This is a genomic window from Streptomyces sp. NPDC111628 (assembly GCF_055635195.1).
This window is the reverse complement of the sequence record NZ_JBVKBZ010000005.1, coordinates 554,407-577,592: the sequence shown is the minus strand read 5'-3', so window position 1 is coordinate 577,592 and position 23,186 is coordinate 554,407. Positions and strand designations below refer to the sequence as shown.

The 23,186-nt window shown below is 72.7% G+C and carries 20 protein-coding genes; 6 read left to right on the top strand and 14 right to left on the bottom strand.

The window, feature by feature from the left end:
• Nucleotides 1–45 precede the first annotated feature (45 nt).
• Nucleotides 46–531, top strand: a complete 486-nt coding sequence (locus ACZ7MF_RS28515) for a cation:proton antiporter regulatory subunit (RefSeq protein WP_356859800.1) — start codon at nucleotides 46–48, stop codon at nucleotides 529–531.
• 42 nt (nucleotides 532–573) lie between these two features.
• Here ACZ7MF_RS28515 and ACZ7MF_RS28510 read toward each other — a convergent pair whose 3' ends face one another.
• The 3 genes from ACZ7MF_RS28510 to ACZ7MF_RS28500 all read right to left on the bottom strand — a co-directional run bounded on the left by ACZ7MF_RS28510 (nucleotide 574) and on the right by ACZ7MF_RS28500 (nucleotide 4,227).
• Nucleotides 574–1,785, bottom strand: coding sequence for a cation:proton antiporter (locus ACZ7MF_RS28510; RefSeq protein WP_471480899.1), 1,212 nt, complete (start codon nucleotides 1,783–1,785; stop codon nucleotides 574–576).
• A 531-nt stretch (nucleotides 1,786–2,316) separates the two neighbouring features.
• Nucleotides 2,317–3,858 (bottom strand): potassium/proton antiporter, encoded by a 1,542-nt coding sequence (locus tag ACZ7MF_RS28505; protein WP_471480897.1) that lies wholly within the window; start codon nucleotides 3,856–3,858, stop codon nucleotides 2,317–2,319.
• Between the two features lie 78 nt (nucleotides 3,859–3,936).
• On the bottom strand, nucleotides 3,937–4,227 hold the full coding sequence (locus ACZ7MF_RS28500) for a DUF3040 domain-containing protein (RefSeq protein ID WP_471480896.1): 291 nt from the start codon (nucleotides 4,225–4,227) through the stop codon (nucleotides 3,937–3,939).
• 266 nt (nucleotides 4,228–4,493) lie between these two features.
• On the opposite strand from ACZ7MF_RS28500, the gene ACZ7MF_RS28495 reads away from it, so the two are divergent.
• Both ACZ7MF_RS28495 and ACZ7MF_RS28490 read left to right on the top strand, forming a co-directional pair.
• Entirely contained in the window at nucleotides 4,494–4,778 is a 285-nt protein-coding gene (locus tag ACZ7MF_RS28495; protein WP_356868534.1) for a zinc-ribbon domain-containing protein, read from the top strand.
• Between the two features lie 119 nt (nucleotides 4,779–4,897).
• Nucleotides 4,898–5,980 carry a PucR family transcriptional regulator gene (locus ACZ7MF_RS28490; protein ID WP_471480894.1) on the top strand — a complete coding sequence of 361 codons (1,083 nt, stop codon included), beginning with the start codon at nucleotides 4,898–4,900 and terminating at the stop codon, nucleotides 5,978–5,980.
• A 39-nt stretch (nucleotides 5,981–6,019) separates the two neighbouring features.
• On the opposite strand, the gene ACZ7MF_RS28485 is transcribed toward ACZ7MF_RS28490, so the two are convergent.
• Both ACZ7MF_RS28485 and ACZ7MF_RS28480 read right to left on the bottom strand, forming a co-directional pair.
• Nucleotides 6,020–7,525, bottom strand: coding sequence for a flotillin family protein (locus ACZ7MF_RS28485; protein WP_471480893.1), 1,506 nt, complete (start codon nucleotides 7,523–7,525; stop codon nucleotides 6,020–6,022).
• 79 nt (nucleotides 7,526–7,604) lie between these two features.
• Complete coding sequence (locus tag ACZ7MF_RS28480) at nucleotides 7,605–8,114, bottom strand: hypothetical protein (RefSeq protein WP_471480891.1); 510 nt, start codon at nucleotides 8,112–8,114, stop codon at nucleotides 7,605–7,607.
• A 233-nt stretch (nucleotides 8,115–8,347) separates the two neighbouring features.
• On the opposite strand from ACZ7MF_RS28480, the gene ACZ7MF_RS28475 reads away from it, so the two are divergent.
• Nucleotides 8,348–10,237, top strand: coding sequence for an NAD-binding protein (locus tag ACZ7MF_RS28475; RefSeq protein ID WP_471481214.1), 1,890 nt, complete (start codon nucleotides 8,348–8,350; stop codon nucleotides 10,235–10,237).
• 343 nt (nucleotides 10,238–10,580) lie between these two features.
• Here ACZ7MF_RS28475 and ACZ7MF_RS28470 read toward each other — a convergent pair whose 3' ends face one another.
• Entirely contained in the window at nucleotides 10,581–12,401 is a 1,821-nt protein-coding gene (locus ACZ7MF_RS28470) for a S9 family peptidase (RefSeq protein ID WP_471480890.1), read from the bottom strand.
• Between the two features lie 132 nt (nucleotides 12,402–12,533).
• On the opposite strand from ACZ7MF_RS28470, the gene ACZ7MF_RS28465 reads away from it, so the two are divergent.
• On the top strand, nucleotides 12,534–13,361 hold the full coding sequence (locus ACZ7MF_RS28465) for an SURF1 family protein (RefSeq protein WP_471480888.1): 828 nt from the start codon (nucleotides 12,534–12,536) through the stop codon (nucleotides 13,359–13,361).
• 88 nt (nucleotides 13,362–13,449) lie between these two features.
• Here ACZ7MF_RS28465 and ACZ7MF_RS28460 read toward each other — a convergent pair whose 3' ends face one another.
• The 4 genes from ACZ7MF_RS28460 to ACZ7MF_RS28445 all read right to left on the bottom strand — a co-directional run bounded on the left by ACZ7MF_RS28460 (nucleotide 13,450) and on the right by ACZ7MF_RS28445 (nucleotide 18,152).
• Nucleotides 13,450–14,736: a hypothetical protein gene (locus tag ACZ7MF_RS28460; RefSeq protein WP_471480886.1), complete on the bottom strand. Its 1,287-nt coding sequence runs from the start codon at nucleotides 14,734–14,736 to the stop codon at nucleotides 13,450–13,452.
• On the bottom strand, nucleotides 14,733–15,305 hold the full coding sequence (locus ACZ7MF_RS28455) for a SigE family RNA polymerase sigma factor (protein WP_030183825.1): 573 nt from the start codon (nucleotides 15,303–15,305) through the stop codon (nucleotides 14,733–14,735). Before ACZ7MF_RS28455 ends, ACZ7MF_RS28460 begins: the two co-directional genes overlap by 4 nt.
• A 484-nt stretch (nucleotides 15,306–15,789) precedes the next feature.
• Nucleotides 15,790–16,875: an aspartate-semialdehyde dehydrogenase gene (locus tag ACZ7MF_RS28450; RefSeq protein WP_471480884.1), complete on the bottom strand. Its 1,086-nt coding sequence runs from the start codon at nucleotides 16,873–16,875 to the stop codon at nucleotides 15,790–15,792.
• Nucleotides 16,875–18,152: an aspartate kinase gene (locus ACZ7MF_RS28445; RefSeq protein WP_471480882.1), complete on the bottom strand. Its 1,278-nt coding sequence runs from the start codon at nucleotides 18,150–18,152 to the stop codon at nucleotides 16,875–16,877. The genes ACZ7MF_RS28450 and ACZ7MF_RS28445 overlap by 1 nt, the downstream gene beginning before the upstream one ends.
• Nucleotides 18,153–18,441: 289 nt before the next feature.
• Here ACZ7MF_RS28445 and ACZ7MF_RS28440 point away from each other — a divergent pair, with 289 nt between their 5' ends.
• A complete protein-coding gene (locus ACZ7MF_RS28440; protein ID WP_471480880.1) occupies nucleotides 18,442–19,107 on the top strand; it encodes an ankyrin repeat domain-containing protein in 666 nt (221 codons plus the stop codon).
• Between the two features lie 10 nt (nucleotides 19,108–19,117).
• On the opposite strand, the gene ACZ7MF_RS28435 is transcribed toward ACZ7MF_RS28440, so the two are convergent.
• The 4 genes from ACZ7MF_RS28435 to ACZ7MF_RS28420 form a co-directional block, all read right to left on the bottom strand.
• Nucleotides 19,118–19,561 carry a GNAT family N-acetyltransferase gene (locus tag ACZ7MF_RS28435; RefSeq protein ID WP_471480878.1) on the bottom strand — a complete coding sequence of 148 codons (444 nt, stop codon included), beginning with the start codon at nucleotides 19,559–19,561 and terminating at the stop codon, nucleotides 19,118–19,120.
• A gap of 41 nt (nucleotides 19,562–19,602) precedes the next feature.
• Nucleotides 19,603–20,688 carry an XdhC family protein gene (locus tag ACZ7MF_RS28430; protein ID WP_471480876.1) on the bottom strand — a complete coding sequence of 362 codons (1,086 nt, stop codon included), beginning with the start codon at nucleotides 20,686–20,688 and terminating at the stop codon, nucleotides 19,603–19,605.
• Between the two features lie 167 nt (nucleotides 20,689–20,855).
• Entirely contained in the window at nucleotides 20,856–22,088 is a 1,233-nt protein-coding gene (locus tag ACZ7MF_RS28425; protein ID WP_471480874.1) for an MFS transporter, read from the bottom strand.
• A gap of 91 nt (nucleotides 22,089–22,179) precedes the next feature.
• On the bottom strand, nucleotides 22,180–23,136 hold the full coding sequence (locus tag ACZ7MF_RS28420; RefSeq protein WP_471480872.1) for an EamA family transporter: 957 nt from the start codon (nucleotides 23,134–23,136) through the stop codon (nucleotides 22,180–22,182).
• Between the last annotated feature and the right edge of the window lie 50 nt (nucleotides 23,137–23,186).

Here is a 23,186-nt window from a genome sequence, read left to right as displayed (position 1 = left end):
CCCGGATTGCCGGAAGGACTGGCGTGGGGAGACAGGGAGGCGGCCGTGGGTGCTGCGCGTACGAGCAGGACGCCGTTGCCGGGGATAGGGGTGCGCTACGACCTGGTCACCCGGGAGCGGCGCCGGCTGTCGGTGGTGGCTGAGCCTGCCGGGGCGCGGACGCTGAGTGCGTACCGCAAGGACGATCCGGACGACGCCGCGCTGTCGGTGCGGCTGGACGCGCAGGAGGCGGCCCTGGTCGTCGACGCGCTCAGGCCCGCCCATCACAGCCCGAGCCTGCTGTCGACGACCGAACTGGGGCTGGTCGCGGAGCGGATCGGCCTCTCGACCGCGTCGCACTGGAACGGGCGCCTGCTGGGCGACACCCGCACCCGTACCGAGACCGGGGTGTCCATCGTCGCGGTGCTGCGGCGGACCGAGGCGCTCCCGTCCCCGGGGCCGGACTTCCGGCTGGCCGGCGGCGACACGCTGATCGTGATCGGGACGCGGGAGGGCGTCGACGCGGCCGCGGAGATCCTCGGGCGGGAGTGAGCCCGGCTCCTCGCGTCGCTTGCGCGGGCCTCGCCCCCGCCCTCACACGTTGGCGTGCGTCGACTCCGCGGGGCTGGTCGCGGTGGCCGGTGCGGACTTGCGGGGGCCGCGGGTGAGACGGCGGGCGAGGGGCTCGGTGAAGCGCGCCGTGAGCGGGCCGAGTACGACGAGGATGAGGACGTACGCCGTCGCCAACGGGCCGATGCGGGGCTCGACACCCACCGCGAGGCCGGCGATCACGATCGAGAACTCGCCGCGGGCCACCAGCGTGCCGCCCGCCCGCCAGCGGCCCGCGCCGCGCAGGCCGGCGCGGTGGGCGGCGTACCAGCCGGTGGCGACCTTGGTGAGGGTGGTGACGGCGGCGAGGAGCAGGGCCGGGACCAGGACCGGCGGGATGTCGGCCGGGTTGGTGGACAGGCCGAAGAAGACGAAGAAGACGGCGGCGAACAGGTCGCGCAGCGGGGTGAGGAGGCTGCTGGCACCTTCGGCGACCTCGCCGGACAGGGCGATGCCGACGAGGAACGCGCCGACCGCGGCGGAGACCTGGAGTTCCTGGGCGAGGCCCGCCACCACGAGGGTCAGGCCGAGGACCACCAGCAGGAGCGTTTCCGCGCTGTCGGAGGAGACCGCGCGGCTGATCAGCCGCCCGTGGCGCAGCGCGAGGTAGAGGACGGCACCGACGGTGCCCAGGGAGATCAGCAGGGTGACGGCGCCGCCGGCCAGGCTGACGCCGGCGAGCAGGGCCGTGAGGATCGGCAGGTAGACGGCCATGGCGAGGTCCTCGATGACGAGGACGCCGAGGACGACCGGGGTTTCGCGGTTGCCCAGCCGGCCCAGGTCGCCGAGGACCTTGGCGATCACGCCGGAGGACGAGATCCAGGTGACGCCCGCGAGCGCGACGGCGGCCACCGGGCCCCAGCCCAGGACCAGTGCCGCCACGGCGCCGGGTACGGCGTTCAGGACGAAGTCGACGGCGCCGGAGGGGTATTGGGTCTTGAGGTTGGTGACCAGTTCGGAGGCGCTGTACTCGAGGCCGAGCAGGAGCAGGAGCAGGATGACGCCGATTTCCGCGCCCGTGGCGGTGAACTCCTCGCTGGCCTGCAGGGGCAGGATGCCGCCGTGGCCGAAGGCGAGGCCGGCCAGCAGGTAGAGGGGGATGGGCGAGAAGCCCACGCGGCCGGCGATGCGGCCGAGGACGCCCAGGGCGAGGATGATCGCTCCGAGTTCGATGAGCACGGCGGTCGTGTTGTGCACGGGCGTCTGTCCTCCGGGGTCGTGCGCGGGTGCGGGTGCGTGGTCGGTGCGGGTGCGTGGTCGGTGCGGGCGGGGTGGGGGCGCTGCCCGGCGTAGCGGGGTGCCGCTGCGCCCACCCGTGCCGCCCCAGCGGCACGACTGCCCGCAGCAGCGGCGGGGCTGCCCGCAGCTGCGGCGGGGGCGGCTGCCTGCAGCGGCGAGGTGGCGCTGCCCGCGGCTACGACGGCTGCCCGGCGTTGCGGCTGTATGCGGCTACGGCTGTGGTCGGCGGATGGCTGCCGTGGCTCGTTGCGCGTGGCTGAGGTGGAGCGAGGAGGTGCGTCAGGATTCGGGGACGCTGTCTCGGGCCGTGTTGTCGATGCGCGCGGGGTTCACGGGGTCGGCGGGGCTGACGGCCGGGGCGGCTCGGTGCGTCTGGTGCATCCGGCTTGCCCCCCGTCTCCTCGAACTGCCGTACCGTCTGGGTGAACTGAGCGCCCGTCCGCTCGACGGAGCATCACGGCTCGGTAAAGAAGTTTACCGCATCACTTATTACGCATTGTGATGCTTTTCGGGGTGCATGGGGAGCAATGGCTCCGACTCCGGAGTGCCGTGCTCGCCCAGCCAGCGGGCCAGTTTGCCGCGGCGGCCGACGGCGCGCAGCCGGCGTTCCGCCGCCTCCCGGACCTGGGGTGTGGTGATGAGGAGCAGTTCGTCACCGGCGCGCAGCACGGTGTCGCGGTCGGGTACGAGACTGGCGCCGTCGCGGACGACCAGGGTGACGGCCGTCGGGTGCGGCAGCCGCAGTTCGAAGACGGTGACGCCGTGCAGTCGCGAACCCGGCGGCACGGACACGGTGAGCAGGTCGGCGTCCAGGACGTCGAGCGGCGCGGTCTCGACCTGGATCTCGCGCAGCGCGTCCGGACGGGTCACCCCCGTCCACCGGGCGACGGCGGGCAGCGTGGGCCCCTGGAGCAGGGTGAAGAGGACGACGAGCACGAACACGATGTTCAGGGCGTCGCGCGCACCGGTCACCCCGGCCACGACCGGGAAGGTCGTGAGCACGATGGGGACCGCGCCGCGCAGACCGGCCCAGGAGATGAAGACCTGCTCGCGCCAGGGCACGCGGAACGGCAGCAGGCAGAGCAGCACCGACACCGGCCGGGCGAGCAGCAGCAGGACCAGGCCGACGACCAGGGCCGGGAGGATCGCGGAGGGCAGCTCGCTCGGGTCGACGAGCAGGCCGAGCATGACGAACAGCCCGATCTGGGCCAGCCAGCCGACGCCCTCGGAGAAGGAGCGGGTGGCCGCGCGGTGCGGCAGCTTGGCGTTGCCGAGGACGAGCCCGGAGAGGTAGGCGGCGATGATGCCGCTGGCGCCGAGCGCTCCGGCGGCGGCGAAGGCGATGACGCCGAAACCGACGGTGGCCAGCGGGTACAGGCCGGTCGCGGGCAGGGCGATGTGCCGCAGCGCGGCGACGCCCAGGCGGCCGATCACCACGCCCAGGACGCCGCCGACCACGAGCTGGAAGAGGAGGTTGCCCACGACGGGGAGCGGGCCCGGCAGATCGGCGGCGGTGGAGAAGAGCAGGACCAGGATGATGGTGGGCGCGTCGTTGAAGCCGGACTCGGCCTCCACGAGCACGCTCACCTTGCGCGGCAGCGGCAGGGCGCGCAGTACGGAGAAGACGGCGGCGGCGTCGGTGGAGGAGACGATCGCACCGATCAGCAGGGCCAGCCGCCAGTCGATCCCCAGCAGCCAGTGCGCACCCGCGGCGGTCACCACCACGGAGATCACCACGCCCACCGTGGCGAGCACGCCGGCCGGTGCGAGCAGGCGCCGGACGTCGCTCCACCGGGTGGTCAGCCCGCCCTCGACCAGGATGAGCGCGAGGGCGGCGGCACCCAGAGCCTGGGCCAGCTGGGCGTCGTCGAAGCGCAGGCCGAGCCCGTCCTCGCCCGCGACGAGCCCGACGCACAGGAACAGCAGCAGGCTGGGCAGGCCGATGCGGTGGGCGGCGCGGGCCGCGGCGATGCTGGCCAGCAGTACCGTGCCGCCGATCAGCAGCATCACGTACAGCTCGGAGAGGGTCATCGAACGCGCTCCGGGCCGTATGCGCCCGCGTGCGCAACCCCGTGCGCGCCTGTGTCCGCCGCCCCGTGCCCGCCGGGGTCAGGACCCGGACGGCGGGCACCGGGTGCCGCGCTCGCGCCGGTGCGGGTCGAAGAGTTCACCGGCGACGCCGGCGAAGACCAGCCCGGCGGCGATGAGCAGCCCGTGGGCCAGGAACAGGCCGGCGGCCAGCGCGCCCAGGGCGGCGGCGAGCAGCAGCCAGGCCCGGTGGTACCGGTACTCGCGCGGGCGGCAGGGACGGCCGTCGGCGAAGCCCCGGGCGAACTGGGGATCCTCGCGGTGCAGGCGGGACTCGATCTCGCTGAGCCTGCGGTCTTCGGGTACGGGCATGGGGTCCTCCTCCCGACGCGGGGCCCTGGGTGGGCGACGCGGTCAGCGGGGCGGGCCATGTGCTCTCCTTGCGGGGTGGGGCATCACGATCACACCAGGTCGTAGCGGCCGGGTAAGGGGAGTGGGCTCCAGACTCGCCCGGGCGGGCCCGTCCGGGCCATCCGGGACGGCACCCAAATACCGCGGCGTGCGACCTGTAGGCGCGGCCGGGGGAAGATCTGAGTGTCCTGCGCGCCCGCGGGGGGCCGACCGGGAAGGACCAGCTCGTGATCATTTTTGGCACCAAGGGGTACCTCTACCAGCTCGCGATACTGACTCTGGTGTGCGGCCGGTGCGGCAACCCCGCCGCGCACACGCTCAGGAAGCGCGTCACGAAGTTCACCCTGTTCTTCGTGCCGCTGTTCCCCTTCTCGACGAAGTACGCGACCCAGTGCACCTTCTGCGGCGCCGAGCAGCAGGTGACCAAGGAGCAGGCGGAGCAGCTCCAGGCGCAGGAGGCCGGTGGTCAGGCGTACGGGCCGTCCGGTCAGCAGCCGTACCAGCGGCCTTAGGGGCCGGCGGAGGGTAGCCGCTGCCCCCCGCCTTCCGCGTTGCCGGTTTCCGGCAGCGTTGACTACCCTCACGTTGCCGGACACCGCGCACCGGGCGTGAACGGCAGGGGAGGCGCGGGGTGACGGACCTGCAGACGGAGCAGTGGGAGACGTATCTGGCCGGGTACGCCGAGATCCTGGCGGGCGTCGCCGACACGGGGCGCCGGCTGACCCGCGACGAGCTGGAGGAGCGCAGGCTCTTCGGTGAGCAGGCCGCGGAGGCCGGACACAGCCTGCGCAGTCTCGTCCGGCTGCACCTGGACGCCACGCGCACGTCCTGGCCCGGCCGCGGTGCGAAGGTCTCCGGCGCCGACGCCACGGGCACCGTGCTCGCCGCCGTCGCCCAGGCCGTGGACGCCTTCGCCGAGGGCTACGAACGCGCGCAGCGGCTCGCCGTACGCCAGGAGGAGGCCGCGCGGCGGGAGTTCATCGACGACCTGCTCTACGGGCGCAGCGACCTCGGACGCCTCGCCGAACGGGCCGAGCGCTTCGGGCTGGTCCTCTCCCACGCCCACGCCGTCGCGGTGGCCGAGGGGCCCGAGGCGTACGACGACACCGCCCCGGTCACGCGGGTCGTGGAGAGCGCGCTCATCTCCCGCTTCGGCGACCGGCGCGTCCTGATCACCACCAAGAACGGGCAGTTGATCTGTATCGCGCCCGGCGACCAGGACGACGTCCTCTCCTTCTTCGCCAAGCAGGCCTACGCCGCCACCGACGGCAGCCGGGTGGCCATCGGGCGGCCGCAGAGCGGCGCGGGCGGCGTCGTGCACAGCTACGAGGAGGCGCTCAGCACCCTCGAACTGGCCGACCGACTGGGCCTGGAGGAGCCCGTGGTGCGTGCCGCGGACATGCTGGTCTACCCCGTCCTCGCCCGGGACCGGCAGGCGATGGCCGACCTGGTGCTGAGCGTGCTGGGTCCGCTGCGCGAGGCCCGCGGCGGTGCCGAGCCGCTGCTGCGGACCCTGGAGGTGTACTTCGACGCCGGCTGCACCGCGGCCGAGGCCGCGCGGCGTCTCACGCTCAGCGTGCGGGCGCTCACCTACCGGCTGGACCGCATCCACCAGCTGACCGGGGCGAACGCCTCCGACCCGGTGCACCGCTACACGCTGCAGACCGCGGTCATCGGGGCCCGGCTGCTGGGATGGCCCGCCCAGGAGATCTAGACTCGCGGGCCGTCCCGGCAACCGGTCGACGCGGGGGCGTCAGTCCGTGATCTGCACCTTGCCGTTCTCGGTGGTGGCCCGGCCTGCCTCGCCCTCGGCCGTGCTGCCCTCCTCGGCTGTGATGCCCTTCTTGGCCGTGATGCCCTCCTTGGCCGTGATGCCCTTCAGCAGGGACGCCAGGTCGACGCCCGTGGTCGAGCCCAGCAGTTCCACGCCCTGCGCCACGTTGTCGGCGACCGTGCGGGTGAGCCGGCTCGCGCCGTCCGTCGAGATGACCGTCATCTTGTCCACGGCCGCCAGCGGCTCGGCCGCCTTCGCCACCACCTGCGGCAGCACCTCGACCAGCATCTGCAGCACGGCGGCGTCGCCGTACCGGTCGAAGGCGTCGGCCTTCTTCTCCATCGCCTCGGCCTCGGCCGCGCCCTTGGCACCGATGGCGGCGGCCTCGGCGTCGCCCTCCAGCCGTACAGCGTCCGCCAGGGCGCTGCGCCGCTGCTTCTCGCCCTCACCGGTGAGCCGGGCCCGCTCGGCCTCCGCCTGGGCGGCGGCGATACCGGCGGCGCGCTCGGCCTCGGCCTGCTTCACCCGCGCCACCCGGCGGGCCTCCGCCTCCTGCTCGGCGGCGTACCGCTGGGCGTCGGCGGGCTTGCGCACCTCGGTGTCCAGCTGGCGGTCCTTCAGCGCGGCCTGCCGCTCGGCGACCTTCTCCTGCTCGGCGAGGATGTCCTGCTGCCGGGCCGCCTCCGCGAGGGGACCCGAGGCGTTGGCGCGGGCCGCGGCCTGGTCGGTCTCGGCCTTGATCTCGGCCTGCTTCAGGTAGAGGGTCCGCTGTGCGACCGCGATCTCCTCCTCCGCCTTCAGCCGCGCCTGCTCGGCCGCCCGCCGGGCGACCGCCTCCGCGATGTCGGCCTCCTGCTTCGCACGTGCCGCTTCGGGACGGCCGAGGTCCTCCAGGTAGGAGCCCTCGGTGGTGATGTCCTGGATCTGGAAGGCGTCGAGCACCAGGCCCTGCCCGGACAGGCTCGCCTCCGCCTCCTCGGCGACCTGGCCGGCGAAGGCGGCCCGGTCCCGGATGACGTCCTCCACGGACATCCGGCCGACTATCGCGCGCAGCGCGCCGGACAGCACCTCCTGGGTGAAGCCGACGATGCCGTCCTGCTGCATCAGGAACCGCTGCGCGGCGGCGCGGATCGCGTCCTCCGTGCCGCCGACCTTGACGATCGCGACGCCTTCGAGGTTGGCCTTCACCCCGCGCAGCGTCACCGCGCCGCGCACGGCGACCGGGATGTGCCGGGAGGAGAGGTCGAGCGTGAACCGCTGCTGCACGAACGGCACGACGAACACGCCGCCGCCCACCACGACCTTCTGGCCGCTGTTGTCGGTGAACACACGGCCCGTCTCCGGATCGGTGGACCTCTTGCCGCGCCGCCCGGTGACGATGAACGCCTCGCTCGGACCGGCCACCTTGTAGCGGCTGACCACCACCAGGGCGAGCAGCACCAGGAGTACGACGACTCCCACCACCGCGATGACGACAGGACTCATGGCAACGCCCCCGAATCACACAGAGAGAACAGACAGAACAGAGACAGAGAAGGCAGAGAGGACAGAGAAGGCAGAGAACTCAGCGGTCCACCGGGCGCACCACCACCGACGTCCCCGTCGGCACCGCCTCGACCCACACCTCGGCGCCCCGCGCCAGCGGCACCGTGCTGCGCGCCGCGCACTTCAGCGGCTGCCCGGCGAGCCGGAGCAGGACCTCGCCGTAGCCGTCCGCCGGAATGGCGGTCACGACCCTGCCGGACGTGCCGAGGAGGTCGTTGCTACGAGGCGTGACGGCGGTCTGGTCGCGCATCAGGGCGCGGCTGAAGCGGTACGTCAGCCAGCCGGCCCCCACTCCGGCGACCGCGCCGACCCCGGCGGCGCCCGCGGGACCGGTCCCGCCGGTGCCCAGGGCGATGGCGCCGGCGAAGCCGGTCATCGCCGTGAACCCGGCGACGACCGGCAGCGACAGCCACCCCTCCAGGAGGCCGTCCAGCGCTCCCCCGAACGCGCCTTCCAGCACTCCGTCGAAGACCAGCGACAGGGCGAGCAGCACGACCCCCGTGATACCCAGCCCGAGAAACCAGGCCATGCGTGCCGTCCCCCTCCCGCCCGTCGCTGAGCTTCGGTAAAACGAATCGTCACACGCGGTGCGACAGCCCGTCATTGCCGCGTTCCGGCAATCTTTACGCGTCTTTAATGCCGCCCTCGATCTCTTCCGGCGCTCCTGGAACCGCGCCCGGTGCCTGTACTGTCCTTCCCCAAATGGGGACTCATACGGGGAGCGTTCCGAACCAGGTTCCGCAGGGCGACGGGTACGCGCACATGGTGGTGTGCGGCGACGACGGACTGGCCCACCGGCTGGCCGCCGAACTGCGCGGCGTCTACCGCGAGCAGGTCACACTCGTCGTCCCGCCCGCCGGGCGCCGGGTGCGTCAGCCGGTGGTCGGGCGGGCCCGCGCGGCCTCGGCGGCACTGCTGGACATGGTCAACGCGGCGGTCAACCGGACGGGCAACGGCGATCCGGGCGGCGCCGACCGTGAACTCGACGCCACCGAGCCGACCGAGGACGTACTCGCGGACGCCGGTGTCGAGCGGGCCACCGCGCTGGCCCTCGTGTACGACGACGACGAGACCAACATCCGCGCCGCCCTGACCGCCCGTCGGCTCAACCCCCGGCTGCGGCTGGTCCTGCGTCTGTACAACCGGCGCCTGGGCCAGCACATCGAGGAACTCCTCGACCAGAGCGCGACCTTGGCGACGGGCAACGGTCCCGGCTCCGGAGCCGGAGCCGGAGCCGGAGCCGGGTCCACCACCGTCCTGTCCGACGCCGACACCGCCGCGCCCGCGCTGGCGGCCACCGCCCTCGTCGGCACCAGCAAGGTCGTCGAGACGGACGGTCTGCTGCTGCGCGCGGTCGAACGCAATCCGCCCCGCCCCGGCGAGGTGGCCGACCCGGGGCTGTGCACCCTGGCGCTGCTGTCCGCGACGAGCAACGACCCGGCCGGTGCGGACGGTTCGGAGGACAGCGGTGAGCAGGGGCCGCAACTGCTGCCCGACGCGGCCGCGGTGGAGGCGGCGACCGGACGCGGGACCGTGGCCCTGGAGCAGGTGTCGTACTCCGGTCCGCCGCTGCCCGCCGGGCGGGCCGGCGTGCCCGCCTTCGGCGAACTGTTCTCACGGCGGCTGCGGTGGTCGCTGGCCGGCCTGGCGGCCTGCGTGGTCGCCCTCGCCGTGGCGCTGATGCTGGTCACCGGCGACCATCCCCTGCACGCGACGTACGTGACCCTGCTCGACCTGTTCTCCATCAACGAACCCGCGCACAACAAGGACACCGGCCGTCAGATCCTCCAGCTCCTCTCCGGGTTCGTCGGGCTGCTGCTGCTGCCCGTCCTGCTGGCCGCCGTGCTGGAGGCCCTCGGAACCTTCCGCAGCGCGTCGGCACTGCGGAAGCCGCCGCGCGGGCTGGGCGGGCATGTCGTCCTGCTGGGTCTCGGCAAGATCGGCACCCGCGTCCTGACCCGGCTGCGGGAGATGGACATCCCCGTGGTCTGCGTCGAGGCCGACCCCGAGGCGCGCGGCATGGCGACCGCGCGGCGGCTGCGGGTGCCGGTGGTGCTCGGGGACGTCACCCAGGAGGGCGTCCTGGAGGCCGCCAAGATCCATCGGGCGCACTCGCTGCTCGCCCTGACCAGCGTGGACACGACCAACCTGGAGGCGGTGCTGTACGCGCGGTCCGTACGGTCGCGGCTGCGGGTGGTGCTGCGCCTGTACGACGACGACTTCGCGACCGCCGTGTACCGCACCCTGCGGGCCGCGCATCCCCGCGCGCTCACCCGGAGCCGGAGCGTGACGCACCTGGCGGCGCCGTCCTTCGCCGGGGCGATGATGGGCCGCCAGATCCTCGGGGCGATCCCTGTCGAGCGGCGGGTGCTGCTGTTCGCGGCGGTGGAGGTGGCGGGGCATCCCCAGCTGGAGGGGAAGACGGTCGGGGAGGCGTTCCGGGCGGGGGCGTGGCGGGTGCTGGCGCTCGAGGTCGCGGATGGTGGGCGGGGGGAGGGTGGTGCGCCGGAGAGGGCGCGGGAGTCGCGGTTGGTGTGGGAGCTGCCCGACACGTATGTCCTGCGGGGCTCGGATCGGGTGGTGCTGGCGGCGACGCGGAGAGGGCTGGCGGAGTTGCTGGGGCGGCGGGCCCGGCGGGGGGCGGACGTGTAGGGGCGCCGCCCCTACGACCCCGCCAGGGGGCTCCGCCCCCTGGACCCCCGGCCTATGCCCACCCACCACCCGACTCGGTCGGCCAAGAAGCCACCCCGGAGACCCGGCTCGGTGGGCCAAGAAGCCACCCCGGAGACCCGGCTCGGTGGGCCGAGAAGCCACCCCGGAGACCGTCTCGGGCGGCCAAGAAACCACCCCCGAGACCCGACCCGGGCGGCCAAGAAACCACCCCCGGAACCCGACCCGGGCGGCCAAGAAACCACCCCCGGAACCCGACCCGGGCGGCCAAGAAACCACCCCCGGAACCCGACCCGGGCGGCGAGGAAGTCGGCCCGAGGAGGGGTTACGGCTTTGGGAGGTTTCTGCTGGCGAAGTCCAGTTCCAGGCGTACCTGCTTGATGCGTTCGTCGACGACCAGGGAGCCGTGGCCCGCGTCGTAGCGGTAGACCTCGTGGACGGCGCCCCTGGCCTCCAGGCGCTCGACGTAGTTCTCGACCTGGCGGATCGGGCAGCGCGGGTCGTTGACGCCCGCCGAGATGTACACCGGGGCCTTGACCTCGTCGACGTAGGTCAGCGGGGAGGAGGCCTCGAAGCGCTCGGGGACCTCCTCGGGGGTGCCGCCCAGCAGGGTGCGGTCGAGGGCCTTGAGGCCCTCCATCTCGTCGTGGTACGCGGTGACGTAGTCGGCGACCGGCACGGCCGCGATGCCCAGCGTCCACGCCTCGGGCTGGGTGCCGATGCCGAGGAGGGTGAGGTAGCCGCCCCAGGAGCCGCCGGTGAGGATCAGGCGCTCGGGGTCCGCGAGGCCCGAGGCGACCGCCCATTCCCGCACCGCCGCGATGTCCTCCAGCTCGATGAGGCCCACCCGGTGCTTGAGGGCGTCGGTCCACGCGCGGCCGTACCCGGTGGAGCCCCGGTAGTTGACCCGGACCACCGCGTACCCGTGGTCGACCCAGGCGGCCGGGCCCGCGGCGAAGGAGTCGCTGTCGTGCCAGGTCGGGCCGCCGTGGATGTCGAAGACCGTCGGGAGCGGACCGGCCGCCCCGGCGGGCTTCTGGACCAGGGCGTGGATGCGGCCTCCGGGCCCCTCCACCCACACGTCCTCCACCGGGACCGAGCGGGGCGACTTCAGGCCGGGCGGGTCCAGCACGACGCGGCCGGTGGTGGAGCGGACGGCCGACGGCTCGGCGGCCGAGGACCACAGGTACTCCACGCTGCCGTCGGGGCGGGCCGTGGCCCCCGAGACGGTGCCGGCGGGGGTGTCGATCTCCGTCAGGCCGCGCTCGGCGAAGTCGTAGCGGAACAGCTCGCTGCGGGCCTCGAAGCCGTGCACGATCAGCAGGCCGGAGCCGTCCGGATACCACTCGGCGCTGACGTCACCGGGCAGCTCCAGCGCGAGGTCGGTCTGCTCCCCCGTCGCCACGTCCCACACCAGGGGCTCCCAGCGGCCCCGGCGCTGGTGGCCGATGAGCAGCCGGGTGTCGCCGTCGACCGGCGCGAAGCCCAGGACCTCCAGGCCCAGCTCCTCCTCGCCGCCCCTGGTGTCGTCCAGCTCGGCGACCGTGCTGCCGTCGGGGCGCAGGACGCGCAGCGCCGAGTGCATGGCGTCGCCGTGCTCGGTGTGCTCGATCGCGATCAGGGAGCCGTCGTGGGAAAGGTCGCCGACGCCCGCGGACTCGCGGTGCCGGTAGATCTCCGCAGGTGTGCCGCCGTCCCCGCGCGCGAGGTGGATCGTCGTACCGTCCTCGTCGGTGGAGCGGCCGATCACCGCCGTGCGGCCGTCCCGGCCGAGGGCGAGGCCCGCCGGATAGGAGGGGTCGAGGCCCGGCACGGCCTCCTCGTCCGCGCCGCCCGCGAAGGGCTGGCGGCGCCAGATGCCGAACTCGTCGCCGTCCTTGTCGTCGAACCACCAGATCCCGTCGCCGTCCGGCGCGAGCACGCCGTCCGTCGTGCCGTTGGGCCGGTCCGTGACCTGGCGCTGCTCCCCGCTCGACCGGTCCCAGGCGTACAGCTCGTACGTCCCCGTCGCGTTCGAGACGAACAGGGAGCGGTCCGGGGCGTCCTCGGCCCAGTCGGGCAGCGACACCCTCGGCGCCCGGAACCGCTTCTCCCAGTCGGGCACCTGCTCGCCCTGCGTCTGCCGCAACCCGTTGCTCTCAGTCATGGCCCCATACTGCCCCGACCTGGCGACAACGCGCAGAAGAGATCCCCAGCCTGTGGACAACCTCCTCCGTCCGTCACGTTTTCCACAGCCCCGCGGCCGGGTCGTCCGGGCGCGCACCGTACCGTGGAGGGCGTGTACCGGTTTCTGCTGACGCCCCGATGGTGGGGGATCAACGTCTTCGTCGTCCTGGCCATCCCCTTCTGCATCTTCATGGGTTCCTGGCAGCTCGGCCGTTTCGAGGACCGGGTGCAGGACCACGAGACCGCCTCCACACAGCAGGAGTCGGCCGCCCGGGACGCCGCGCGCCCGCTGACCGAGCTGCTGCCCGTGGACAAGGCGACGGTCGGCAAGCAGGCCACCGTGACCGGCCGGTACGACGATCAGCTGCTGGTCCCGGAGCGGAAGCTGGACGACCGGGAGGGCTACTACGTCCTCACGCTCCTGCGCACCGACAGCGGTGAGGCCCTGCCGGTCGTGCGGGGCTGGCTCCCCGGCGAACCCGACCCGGCGAAGGCCCCGGCCCCGCCCACCGGTGAGGTCACCGTCACCGGGGCGCTCCAGGCCGCCGAGTCCCCGGGCGCGGGCGGCGTCAGCGGGCGTTCCGGGTGGCCCGACGGCCAGACCGGCGCGATCAGCGCGGCGACGCTGCTGAACCTCGTGCCCTACGACGTGTACGACGCCTGGGTCACGCTGAACGAGGGCGACTCCGGGATGCGGACCGTGCCCGTCAGCGCGCCGCAGAACACGGGCCTCGACCTGAAGGCCTTCCAGAACCTCGGCTACACCGCCGAGTGGTTCGCGTTCGTCGGCTTCGTGATCTTCATGTGGTTCCGGCTGCTGCGCCGCGAGGTCGAACTCGCCCGGGACGCCGAGCTGGGTCTGGTCACGGAGGACGGGGAGGACGCCAAGAACGCGGAGGACGAGGACGCCGGAAGGACCAGGGCGGGGCTCGTCTCCTGACCCGCAGGGGCGGTCCGGCCCTCGGTGGCCCGACCCTCCGTGGCCCGACCCCCGGTGACCCGACCCGCGGGGGCCCGACCGCCGTGGGCTACGCCCCCGAGCCCGAGTCCGTCAGCAGGCCGGTCCAGTAGACGGTCCCCGCACACGCGTTGGACACCGTGGCCGTCGCCGATCCGGAACCGCCTTCCGGGGTGTACGTCACCGACACGCTGCCCTCGGCCGGGCCGTCCTCGGTGATCAGCTGGGTCGTGGGTGCGGCCTCGCCGCCGCCCTCGGAGGCGCCGCCCGCGGCGGTCGTGTCCCCGGTGGGCGAGGGATCGGCCGAGGGCCCGCCGGTGCCGCCCCCCGTGGTGCCGCCCGTGGTGGGACAGGTCTCGGAGGGCACCCAGGCGAACTGCACCTCGTACGCGGCGCCCGGTGGCAGGGCCAGCGAGGCGGTCTCCAGCGACGGGTCGGGCAGTCCGGCCGCGGCGTCCCCGGCGGCGTGCCGTGCGGTGCCGATCCTGGTGGCCTCCGCGGCGCCCAGCGAGGCGGTGACCACGGTGCCGGGGCCGGTGACGGTACAGCCGTCCGAGGAGACGTTGGTGACGCGGAAGGAGCCGTAGACCACGCCCGTGGAGTCGGGCTCGGCGCTGCTCGCGACGGCCGGGCCGAGGGACCCCGGCGCGCACGCGGGGACGTCGGCGGGGCTGCTGGCGCTGGGGACGCCCGAGGGGGGCTCGCCCGTCGCGGCGCCGGACTCCTTGCCGCCGGGTGTCTCCTTGGGGCCGGTCTTCTCCTGGTCCTCGGGGGTGTCCCCGGAGCCGGCGATGCCGCTCTGGCCGCCGGCCGGGTCCTTGCCCTGGGAGGCACCGCCCTGGGCCTGTGAGGCGTTGCCCGCGACGGACGGGTCGGCACCCGCGCCGGTGGAGTTGGAGACGTGCACGAGCGCCGGGACCGCCGTGCCCAGGAAGAGGGCGGCGGCCGCCGCGCCGACGAGGGCCTGGCGCTTGCGGGCCCGCCGGGCGGGCACCGCGCGCCGCAGGTGCTCCAGGGTGCCGTCGCTCGGCTCCATCTCCCGGACCGCTCGTTGCATCATCGCGCGCAGGGCGGCCTCGTCGGTGGCCGGCCCGTCGGCCCCAGGAGCGTCGGGGCCCTGCGCGGCGGGGCCGTGGTTCACAGTTCCGTTCCCAGCGTGCGTGTCGTGCGTGTGCTTCTGCTGTTCCCGCCCGGCCGGTCCGGCGGGCGCGTCATGCCCGTCGCGGGCGTCCGGTCCTGCGTCGTGCCCGTCACGGGCGTCCGGTCCCGGGGCGTGCCCGTCACGGGCGTCCGGTCCAGGATCGTGCCCGTCGTGCCCGTCACGGGTGTCCGGTCGCGCGTCGTTGCCGTCGCTCATGCGGGAGCCTCCATGGCCACCCTGAGCGCCGCGATCCCGCGCGACCCGTAGGCCTTGACCGAGCCCAGGGATATGCCGAGCGTCTCGGCGACCTGGGCCTCCGTCATGTCGGCGAAGTAGCGCAGGACCAGCACCTCGCGCTGCCGGCGCTGGAGCCCCTTCATCGCCTTGATCAGGGAGTCGCGCTCCAGCTGGTCGTAGGCCCCCTCCTCCGCACTCGCCATGTCCGGCATGGGCTTGGAGAGGAGCTTGAGGCCGAGGATGCGGCGGCGCAGCGCCGAGCGCGAGAGGTTGACGACGGTCTGCCGCAGGTACGCCAGGGTCTTCTCCGGGTCGCGGACGCGTTTGCGCGCCGAGTGCACCCGGATGAAGGCCTCCTGGACGACGTCCTCGCAGGAGGCCGTGTCGTCGAGGAGGAGGGCGGCGAGACCGAGCAGCGAGCGGTAGTGCGCCCGGTAGGTCTCGGTGAGGTGGTCGACGGTGGTGCCCGCCGCCACGTCCTCGGCGCCGTCGCGCTGGTTGGATATGCGGGCCGGCCGCGCTGCGGGCATCGGCGCGATCACCGGCATGCCACCGGCCGGACCGGCCACACGGGGACGGACGGACCGGACGGGAGGGCGCAGAGCCGCGCCCCGCGTGCCTGCGGTGAAATCGAGAACCTCTGCCACGCCAGTTGGACACGTCCACCCCTGTGAGGGTTGTACGTGCCGGGCGTCACGTTCCCGTGTCCCTCGGGCAGCCGCCCGGGCGGCTGCCCGGCTGACGGTGCGTCATAGGCCCTCATCGTCCGCTCTTCCCCTGTGTTCCATGTGAACGGGCGTCCCCACGCCCGTCCTCGGCGTCCCCGCGCCGAACCACGCCCCGCGCCACGAATGGGTGACCGCAAAGACGCTCCCCGCCGCTCGCGCGGTTGCGGAGGGCGGGGAGGAAATCCTCTGACGGCGCGGGTGCCCGGTACAAGTAGTCCGGACCAACTTCCGGATCACATCTCGTCCATGGATCCTACAAACGAAACCCACGGCCGCCGGGCCTTTTCGCCTCTCTGATCCCGGTTCAGCCGAACTCGGCCGCCACCAGCTCCGCGATCTGCGCGGTGTTGAGCGCGGCACCCTTGCGCAGATTGTCCCCGCAGACGAAGAGTTCGAGGGCGGTCGGGTCGTCCAGGGCCCGGCGCACCCGGCCGACCCAGGTCGGGTCGGTGCCGACCGCGTCGGCGGGCGTCGGGAACTCCCCCGCGGCCGGGTTGTCGAACAGGACGACGCCGGGTGCGGTGGCCAGGATCTCCCGGGCCCCCTGGACACTGACCTCGCCCTCGAAGCGGGCGTGCACGGTCAGGGAGTGCGTGGTGACGACCGGCACCCGAACGCACGTCACCGCGACCGGGAGGTTCGGCAGCCCGAGGATCTTGCGGGACTCGTCCCGCACCTTCATCTCCTCCGACGACCAGCCGTCCTCCCGCAGCGATCCGGCCCACGGTACGACGTTCAGCGCGACCGGCTCCGGGAACGGCCCGGTGTCGTCGCCGACGGCCCGCCGCACGTCGCCGGGGTGCGTCCCCAGCTCGGTGCCGGCCACCAGCGACAACTGCCGGCGCAGCGTGTCCACGCCGTCCCGTCCGGCCCCGCTGACCGCCTGGTACGAGGAGACGACCAGCTCGCGCAGCCCGAACTCGGCGTGCAGCGCGCCCAGCGCCACGATCATGGACAGCGTCGTGCAGTTCGGGTTGGCGACGATCCCGCGCGGCCGCATCCGCACCGCGTGCGGATTGACCTCGGGCACGACCAGCGGCACGTCCGGGTCCATCCGGAAGGCGCCGGAGTTGTCGACCACCACCACGCCCTTGGCGGCGGCGAGGGGCGCCCACTGCGCCGAGACCTCGTCGGGCACGTCGAACATGGCGACGTCGACCCCGTCGAAGGCTTCTTCGCCGAGCGCGACGACCTCGACCTCCTCCCCGCGCACGGCCAGCTTGCGGCCGGCCGAGCGCGGGGAGGCGATCAGGCGGATGTCGCCCCAGACGTCCGCGTGCTGGGACAGGATCTGGAGCATGACCGAGCCGACGGCACCGGTCGCGCCCACGACGGCGAGCGTGGGCCGGCCGGTGCGGCCGTCACGGCCGATGTCCTGCGCGGCGGACATCAGCGTCCGGTGCCCCCGTAGACGACGGCCTCGTCGCGGTCGGAGTCGAGCCCGAAGGCCGTGTGCACGGCGCGCACGGCCTCGTTCACGTCGTCCTTGCGGGTGACGACCGAGATGCGGATCTCGGAGGTCGAGATCAGCTCGATGTTCACCCCGGCGTCGGAGAGCGCGGTGAAGAAGTCGGCGGTGACGCCCGGGTTGCTCTTCATGCCCGCGCCGACCAGGGAGATCTTGCCGATCTGGTCGTCGTAGCGCAGCGAGTCGAAGCCGATGCCCGGGCGGTTCTTCTCCAGCGCGTCGATGGCCTTGCGGCCCTCGCTCTTGGGGAGCGTGAACGAGATGTCCGTCAGGCCAGTGGAGGCGGCGGACACGTTCTGCACGACCATGTCGATGTTGACCTGGGCGTCGGCGATGGCGCGGAAGATCGCGGCCGCCTCGCCCGGCTTGTCGGGCACCCCGACGACCGTGACCTTGGCCTCGGAGGTGTCGTGCGCGACTCCGGAGATGAGGGCCTGCTCCACGTGCTTTTCCCCTTGCTTGATCGGCTCGCTGCTGACCCACGTGCCCTGCAGTCCGCTGAAGCTGGACCGCACGTGAATCGGAATGTTGTACCGGCGGGCGTACTCCACGCAACGGTGGAGCAGCACCTTGGAGCCGGAGGCAGCGAGCTCCAGCATGTCCTCGAAGGAGATCCAGTCGATCTTCTTCGCCTTCGGCACCACGCGCGGGTCGGCGGTGAACACGCCGTCGACGTCGGTGTAGATCTCGCAGACGTCCGCGTCGAGCGCGGCGGCGAGGGCGACGGCCGTGGTGTCGGACCCGCCGCGGCCCAGCGTGGTGATGTCCTTGCTGTCCTGGCTGACGCCCTGGAAGCCGGCCACGATGGCGACGTTGCCCTCGTCCACCGAGGTCTTGATGCGCCCCGGCGTCACGTCGATGATCCGGGCCTTGTTGTGGACCGAGTCGGTGATGACTCCGGCCTGGCTGCCGGTGAACGACTGGGCCTCGTGCCCCAGGTTTTTGATCGCCATGGCCAGCAGCGCCATGGAGATACGCTCCCCGGCGGTCAGCAGCATGTCGAGTTCACGCCCGGCAGGGATCGGGGAAACCTGCTCGGCGAGATCGATCAGCTCGTCCGTCGTGTCGCCCATCGCGGAAACGACGGCGACCACCTGGTTGCCGTTCTTCTTCGCTTCCACGATCCGCTTGGCGACGCGCTTGATGCCCTCGGCATCGGCTACGGAGGAGCCTCCGTACTTCTGCACGACAAGGCCCACGTGCGCTCCTCGCTCAATCCGTCTCTTTCCGCACGTACGTATATGTACTGCGGTCGGCTCATTTTACCGAGCGTCCGGGTTTCGCCCCTGCGGTATCGCATGGTGAGACCCGGGTACTCGCTCAGGCTGGCTCATGCCCATCCCGGCCCGGGTCACTCGGGAAAGTGCCGTGCATCACACGTTCACAAGTGAGAGGACTCGGTCCGCCGGCCCCGAGGCACTCTTCTCCCGCGGGCGGCAGGGACGAAACCGCGTGCGGCGCGCACGTCGGACACCACATGATCACCGCATGACGAAACCCACGAGGAAGCCGCCCGCGCCGCGTTCCCACGAGTTGCCGCGGGCGGCGCGGGACGGGGACGTGGCGACGGTGGTCAGGCTGCTGGACTCCGGTGTCCCCGTGGACGCGCTCGACGACGACGCGCGCACGGCGCTGGACCTGGCCGCCCAGGAGAACCACGCCGACGTCGTCCGGGTGCTGCTGGCGGCCGGTGCGGACACGGCGGCGCATGCCGGGCCGTACCACGACCTGACCCCGCTGACCTGCGCGGCGATGGCCGGGAGTACGGATGCCGTCGCGGCGCTGCTGGACGCCGGGGTGTCCACGGGGGCGCAGGAGCGGATCCCGTACACGCCGCTGATGCTGGCCGCGGGCGACGACCACCCCGAGACCGTCGCTCTGCTGATCGACCGGGGGGCCGATCTGGAGGACCGGGCCATGAGGGGGCGGACGGCGCTCGAATGGGCGGCCTGCCGCGGGTCCGTCGAGTCGGTGGTCCTGCTGCTGCAACGGGGGGCCGAGGCCACGGACACGGCCCTGCGCTGCGCGCTGCGGCACGCCGACCGGGGCGAGGAGGAGAGGGAGCGCTACGGGCGGGTCGTCAGGGCGCTGCGCTACGCCCGTACCCGGGCGGCGGCCGCCGCTCCACCGGCCGCGGGCCGGGCGGCCGAGTGAAGCGGCGTCGTCAGTCCTCCGGGCTGAGCAGCCCGATGTCGACGGCCCGTTGCGGATCGGACCAGATCCCCATCGCCGTGTTCATGTGGAGGAAGCCGAGCCCGCGGTAGAAGGCCTCGGTGCCGGGGGCGGCGTAGAGGATGATCTTCTTGTGACCGGCTGCCAGCTCCACGAGCTTGCGGATGATGTCGGAGCCGAGGCCCCGCCCCTGGTGCTCGGGGTGGACGGCCACGTCGGCGATGTAGGCGCAGTCGACGCCGTCGGCCAGCGCCCGGCCCGCGCCGACGAGCACGTCACCGGCGTAGACGAAGCACGCGTAGCGGCTGTTGCCGAACACGGTGGCGAGTGTCTCGGGAGGTTTGTTGCCCAGGGGGGCCAGCCGGTACAGCCGTGACAGCTCGTCGAGGTCCACCTCGTCGAGGCGGTGGACCCAGGTGTGGTTCTCCGATGTCACGTCGTTCCTCTCCTCGTACCCCGCCCCCGGCCGTTCGCGGGTCAGGGTCCAGGAAACCGCATGGCGGCGGTGTCGCGGTCGGTGTGGGCGATGATGTCGGCCGTGATGGCGATCGCCTGCTCCTCGGGGGTGCTCGCGCCCGGGCCCGGACCGGCCAGGACGTGCAGGCGGGCCAGCCGGTCCTCGGGAACCCCTGCCTCGCGCAGCAGTTGCAGGCGGCGCTCGTGGGTCCGGCGTGAACCGGTGGCCCCGACGTAGCCGACGGGAAGGCTCAGCGCCCGGCAGAGCAGGGGGATGTCGCATTCGGCGTCGTGTGTGAGGACACAGATCGCGGTGCGCCCGTCCACCTCGGCGCGCTCCAGGTACCGGTGCGGCCGGTCGGCGACGACCTCGTCGGCGTAGGGGAAGCGGGCCTGGGTGGCGAAGGCGGGCAGGGCGTCGCAGACGGTGACGTGGCAGCCCAGCAGCTGACCGGCCCTGCTGAGGGCGGCCGCGCAGTCGGCGGCGCCGAAGATCAGCAGACGGGGGCAGGACGCGTGGGTGTGCAGGAGGGCCGACAGGCGGGTGCGGCGGGGACCGGCGGCGGGCGCGTTCAGGCACCCGGTGCGACCGGCCCTCAGGTGCGCGCGGGCCTGCGCCACGACGGCCCGGTCGGCATCCCCGTCGCCCAGCGTTCCGCGGTGCGGACCGCGCTCGGGGACGTACAGGGTGCGGCCGAGGAGAGCGCCGGGGCCGTCGACGACCTGGGCCAGGGCGGCGGAGCGCCCCAGTACGATCGCGTCGAGGGCGTCGACGAGGTGCGGCTGGGCGACGGGGTCGACCCGCTGCACCAGGACGTCGACCTCTGCCCCACCCGCCCCGGGCGCGGCGGACAGGTCCTGGTGCCGTCGGCCGAACCGGGCGCGCACAGGGCCGTCGCCGTCGCGCAACAGCCCGACGCAGTTCTCGTAGACGGCCTTCTGGACACAGCAGCCGCCCGGAATGCCGCCGACCACACTCCCCTGGGTGTCGACGGCGAGCGCGGGGCCGGGTGACGAGGGTGGGTCGCCGGCATCGACGACGGTGGCCAGGGCGAAGGGGCGGGCCGCACGGCACCAGTCGTACAGCGGCTGCGCGATGTTCAGCATGTCCGACTTCCAAAAGGGGCTGGGCACGGTGGCGGGCCGCCGCCGCGTCAACGGGGGATTGGAGGCGGCGGCGGCCCGGTGTACGGGGGCGGATGTGGCCGCCCCCGTACGTTCGCAGGCCCGGGTGGACGGTGGCACACCGGCCACCCGGGTTCAGGGCTGGACGATCATCCGGCGGTGGGGGCGAGGTCGTCCTCGGACACGTCGCCCGAGGTCTTGCTCGCCTTCCCCCAGCCGGTGGCGAGGCGCAGCAGCAGCGAGGCCGCGGCCAGCACCACACCGAACCAGATGACGCTCGTGACGCCGACGTGGTCGACGAACAGACCTCCGAAGAGCGCACCGAGTGCGATGCAGGTGTTGTACGCCATGGTGTTGAGCGACATGGCGGCCTCGAAGGTGTCGGGCGCGGAGGCGAGCGTCATGTTGATCTGGGACAGCTGCACGGCGCCGAAGGAGAGCCCCCACAGGACCAGCGCGATGACGGCGCCCGTCTCGCCGCTGCCCGTGGCGCGCAGCAGCAGCAGGGCCACCAGGAGCCCGACGAGACCGATGACGAAGGTGCCGCGCAGGCTCTTGTTCACCGTGTGTCCGGCGATGAAGTTCCCGACCGCACCGCCGACACCGAAGATGATCAGGACGGTGGTGATGAAGCCGGACGAGGCGTCCGCGGTGTCCTCGAGGTAGGGGCGCACGAAGGTGTAGGCACCGAAGTGGCCGAGCACGAAGAAGACGACGATGAACAGCACCGTGCGCAGCTGCCCGTTCCTGACCGGCAGCTGGAAGACCTCCCGGACGGACACCGCGTTCTGCGACGGCATCGACGGGACCAGGGCCGCGACCGCGATGAAGACCAGCACGCTGAGGCCGGCCCAGATGCCGAAGGTGGTCCGCCAGTCCGTCTGTGCCTCGATGATGGTGCCGAGGGGGATGCCGACGACCGTGGCGATGGCGATGCCGGACATCACCACCGCGGCGGCCCGGTTGGCCTGTCGTTCGGGCACGATCCGCATGGCCATGCTCACGCCGATGGCCCAGAAGACGCCGCTGGCGAAGCCCATGCAGAGCCGGGTGGCGAGGATCAGCGCGTAGTTCGGCGAGACGGCGGTGATGACGTTGCCCACGGCGAGCACCGCGAGCAGCGTGGTGAGCAGCGGGCGCCGGTTGACGCGCCGGGTCCAGGCGACGATGAACGGCACGCCCAGGCCGGCCGCCACGCCCTGTGCGGTGACCATGAGGCCGGCGACGCCGACGGAGATGTCCAGGTCCTCGCTCAGCGGAGTGAGCAGGCCCACGGGCATCAGCTCAGTGGTCAGGAAGACGAAGAGACTGGCCGTGATGGCGGCAACGCCCAGCCATCCCTTCACGGCCGAGGGTGAACTCTCGTGCACTTGTGCAGACATGACAACTCTCCAGCGGTGTACTCATGTGTGGGTATGTGCGGGGAGGGACGTGCGGGAAAGGCGGGTGGGGACTCGGTCGGGGGCCAAGGCCTCAAGGGCGTGGCTCGCCCTGACGCACGGCGTGCCTGGGTCCGCCCGGCACGGGCCCGTCGGTCGCGGCGGCCTTCCCTGCCTCGGTGCCGCGTGGCCTGGGCGTCCTGGGCTGGGCGAGCACCACGGCCGCGAGGATCACCAGGATCCCGACCGTCTGCAGCACGGAGAAGGACTCGTCCTCGAAGGCGATCCCCAGGATCGTCGCGACGACCGGACTGCCCAGGGCGAGGAAGGAGACCGCCAGCGCGGGCAGCTTCTCGATGCCTCGGAACCAGAGCGCGTAACTGATCACGGCGCCGAACACGATGAGGTAGGCGAACCCGAAGACGTTGCCGCCCGTGAGAGAACCGGGCAGTCCCTCGACGGACAGGGTGAACGGCAGTGACACGAGGCCGCCCGCCGTCAGCTGCCAGCCGGTGAAGGGCAGCAGGCCCACTCCGGCCGGGCGCCCCCAGCGTTTGGTGAACGTGATGCCGGTGGCCATGCAGGCCGCCCCGCCGAGTGCGGCCAGCACTCCGACGGTGTCCAGTGCGGCCGAGCCCTGGAACACGAGCAGAACGACGCCTGCCGCGCCGAGGGCGCAGGCCACCACGTGGACGGCGCGTATCTTGTCGCCGATGATCAATGCCGCCAGGACCAGCACGATCATCGGCTGCACCGCCATGATCATCGCCGCGATACCGCCGGGCAGGCGGTAGGCCGCGACGAACAGCAGCAGGTTGAAAGCGCCGATGTTGAGTGTTCCGAGCACGAGGGAACGCCATAGCCATTCCCCTTTCGGCAGCACACGGGAAATGAGCAGCAGAATGAGACCCGACGGAAGCGCCCGCATGGTGGTGGCGAGCAGCGGACGGTCCGGCGGAAGCCATTCGGTCGTCACGAGATAGGTGCTGCCCCAGATTGCGGGCGCGAGCGCCGTCACGCCTGAGGTGAGAAGCTGTCGGCCATTGTTCATGGCGCATCTGCATTCACGTCGATCATTCCCTGAGAATGAGGATCTGCCCG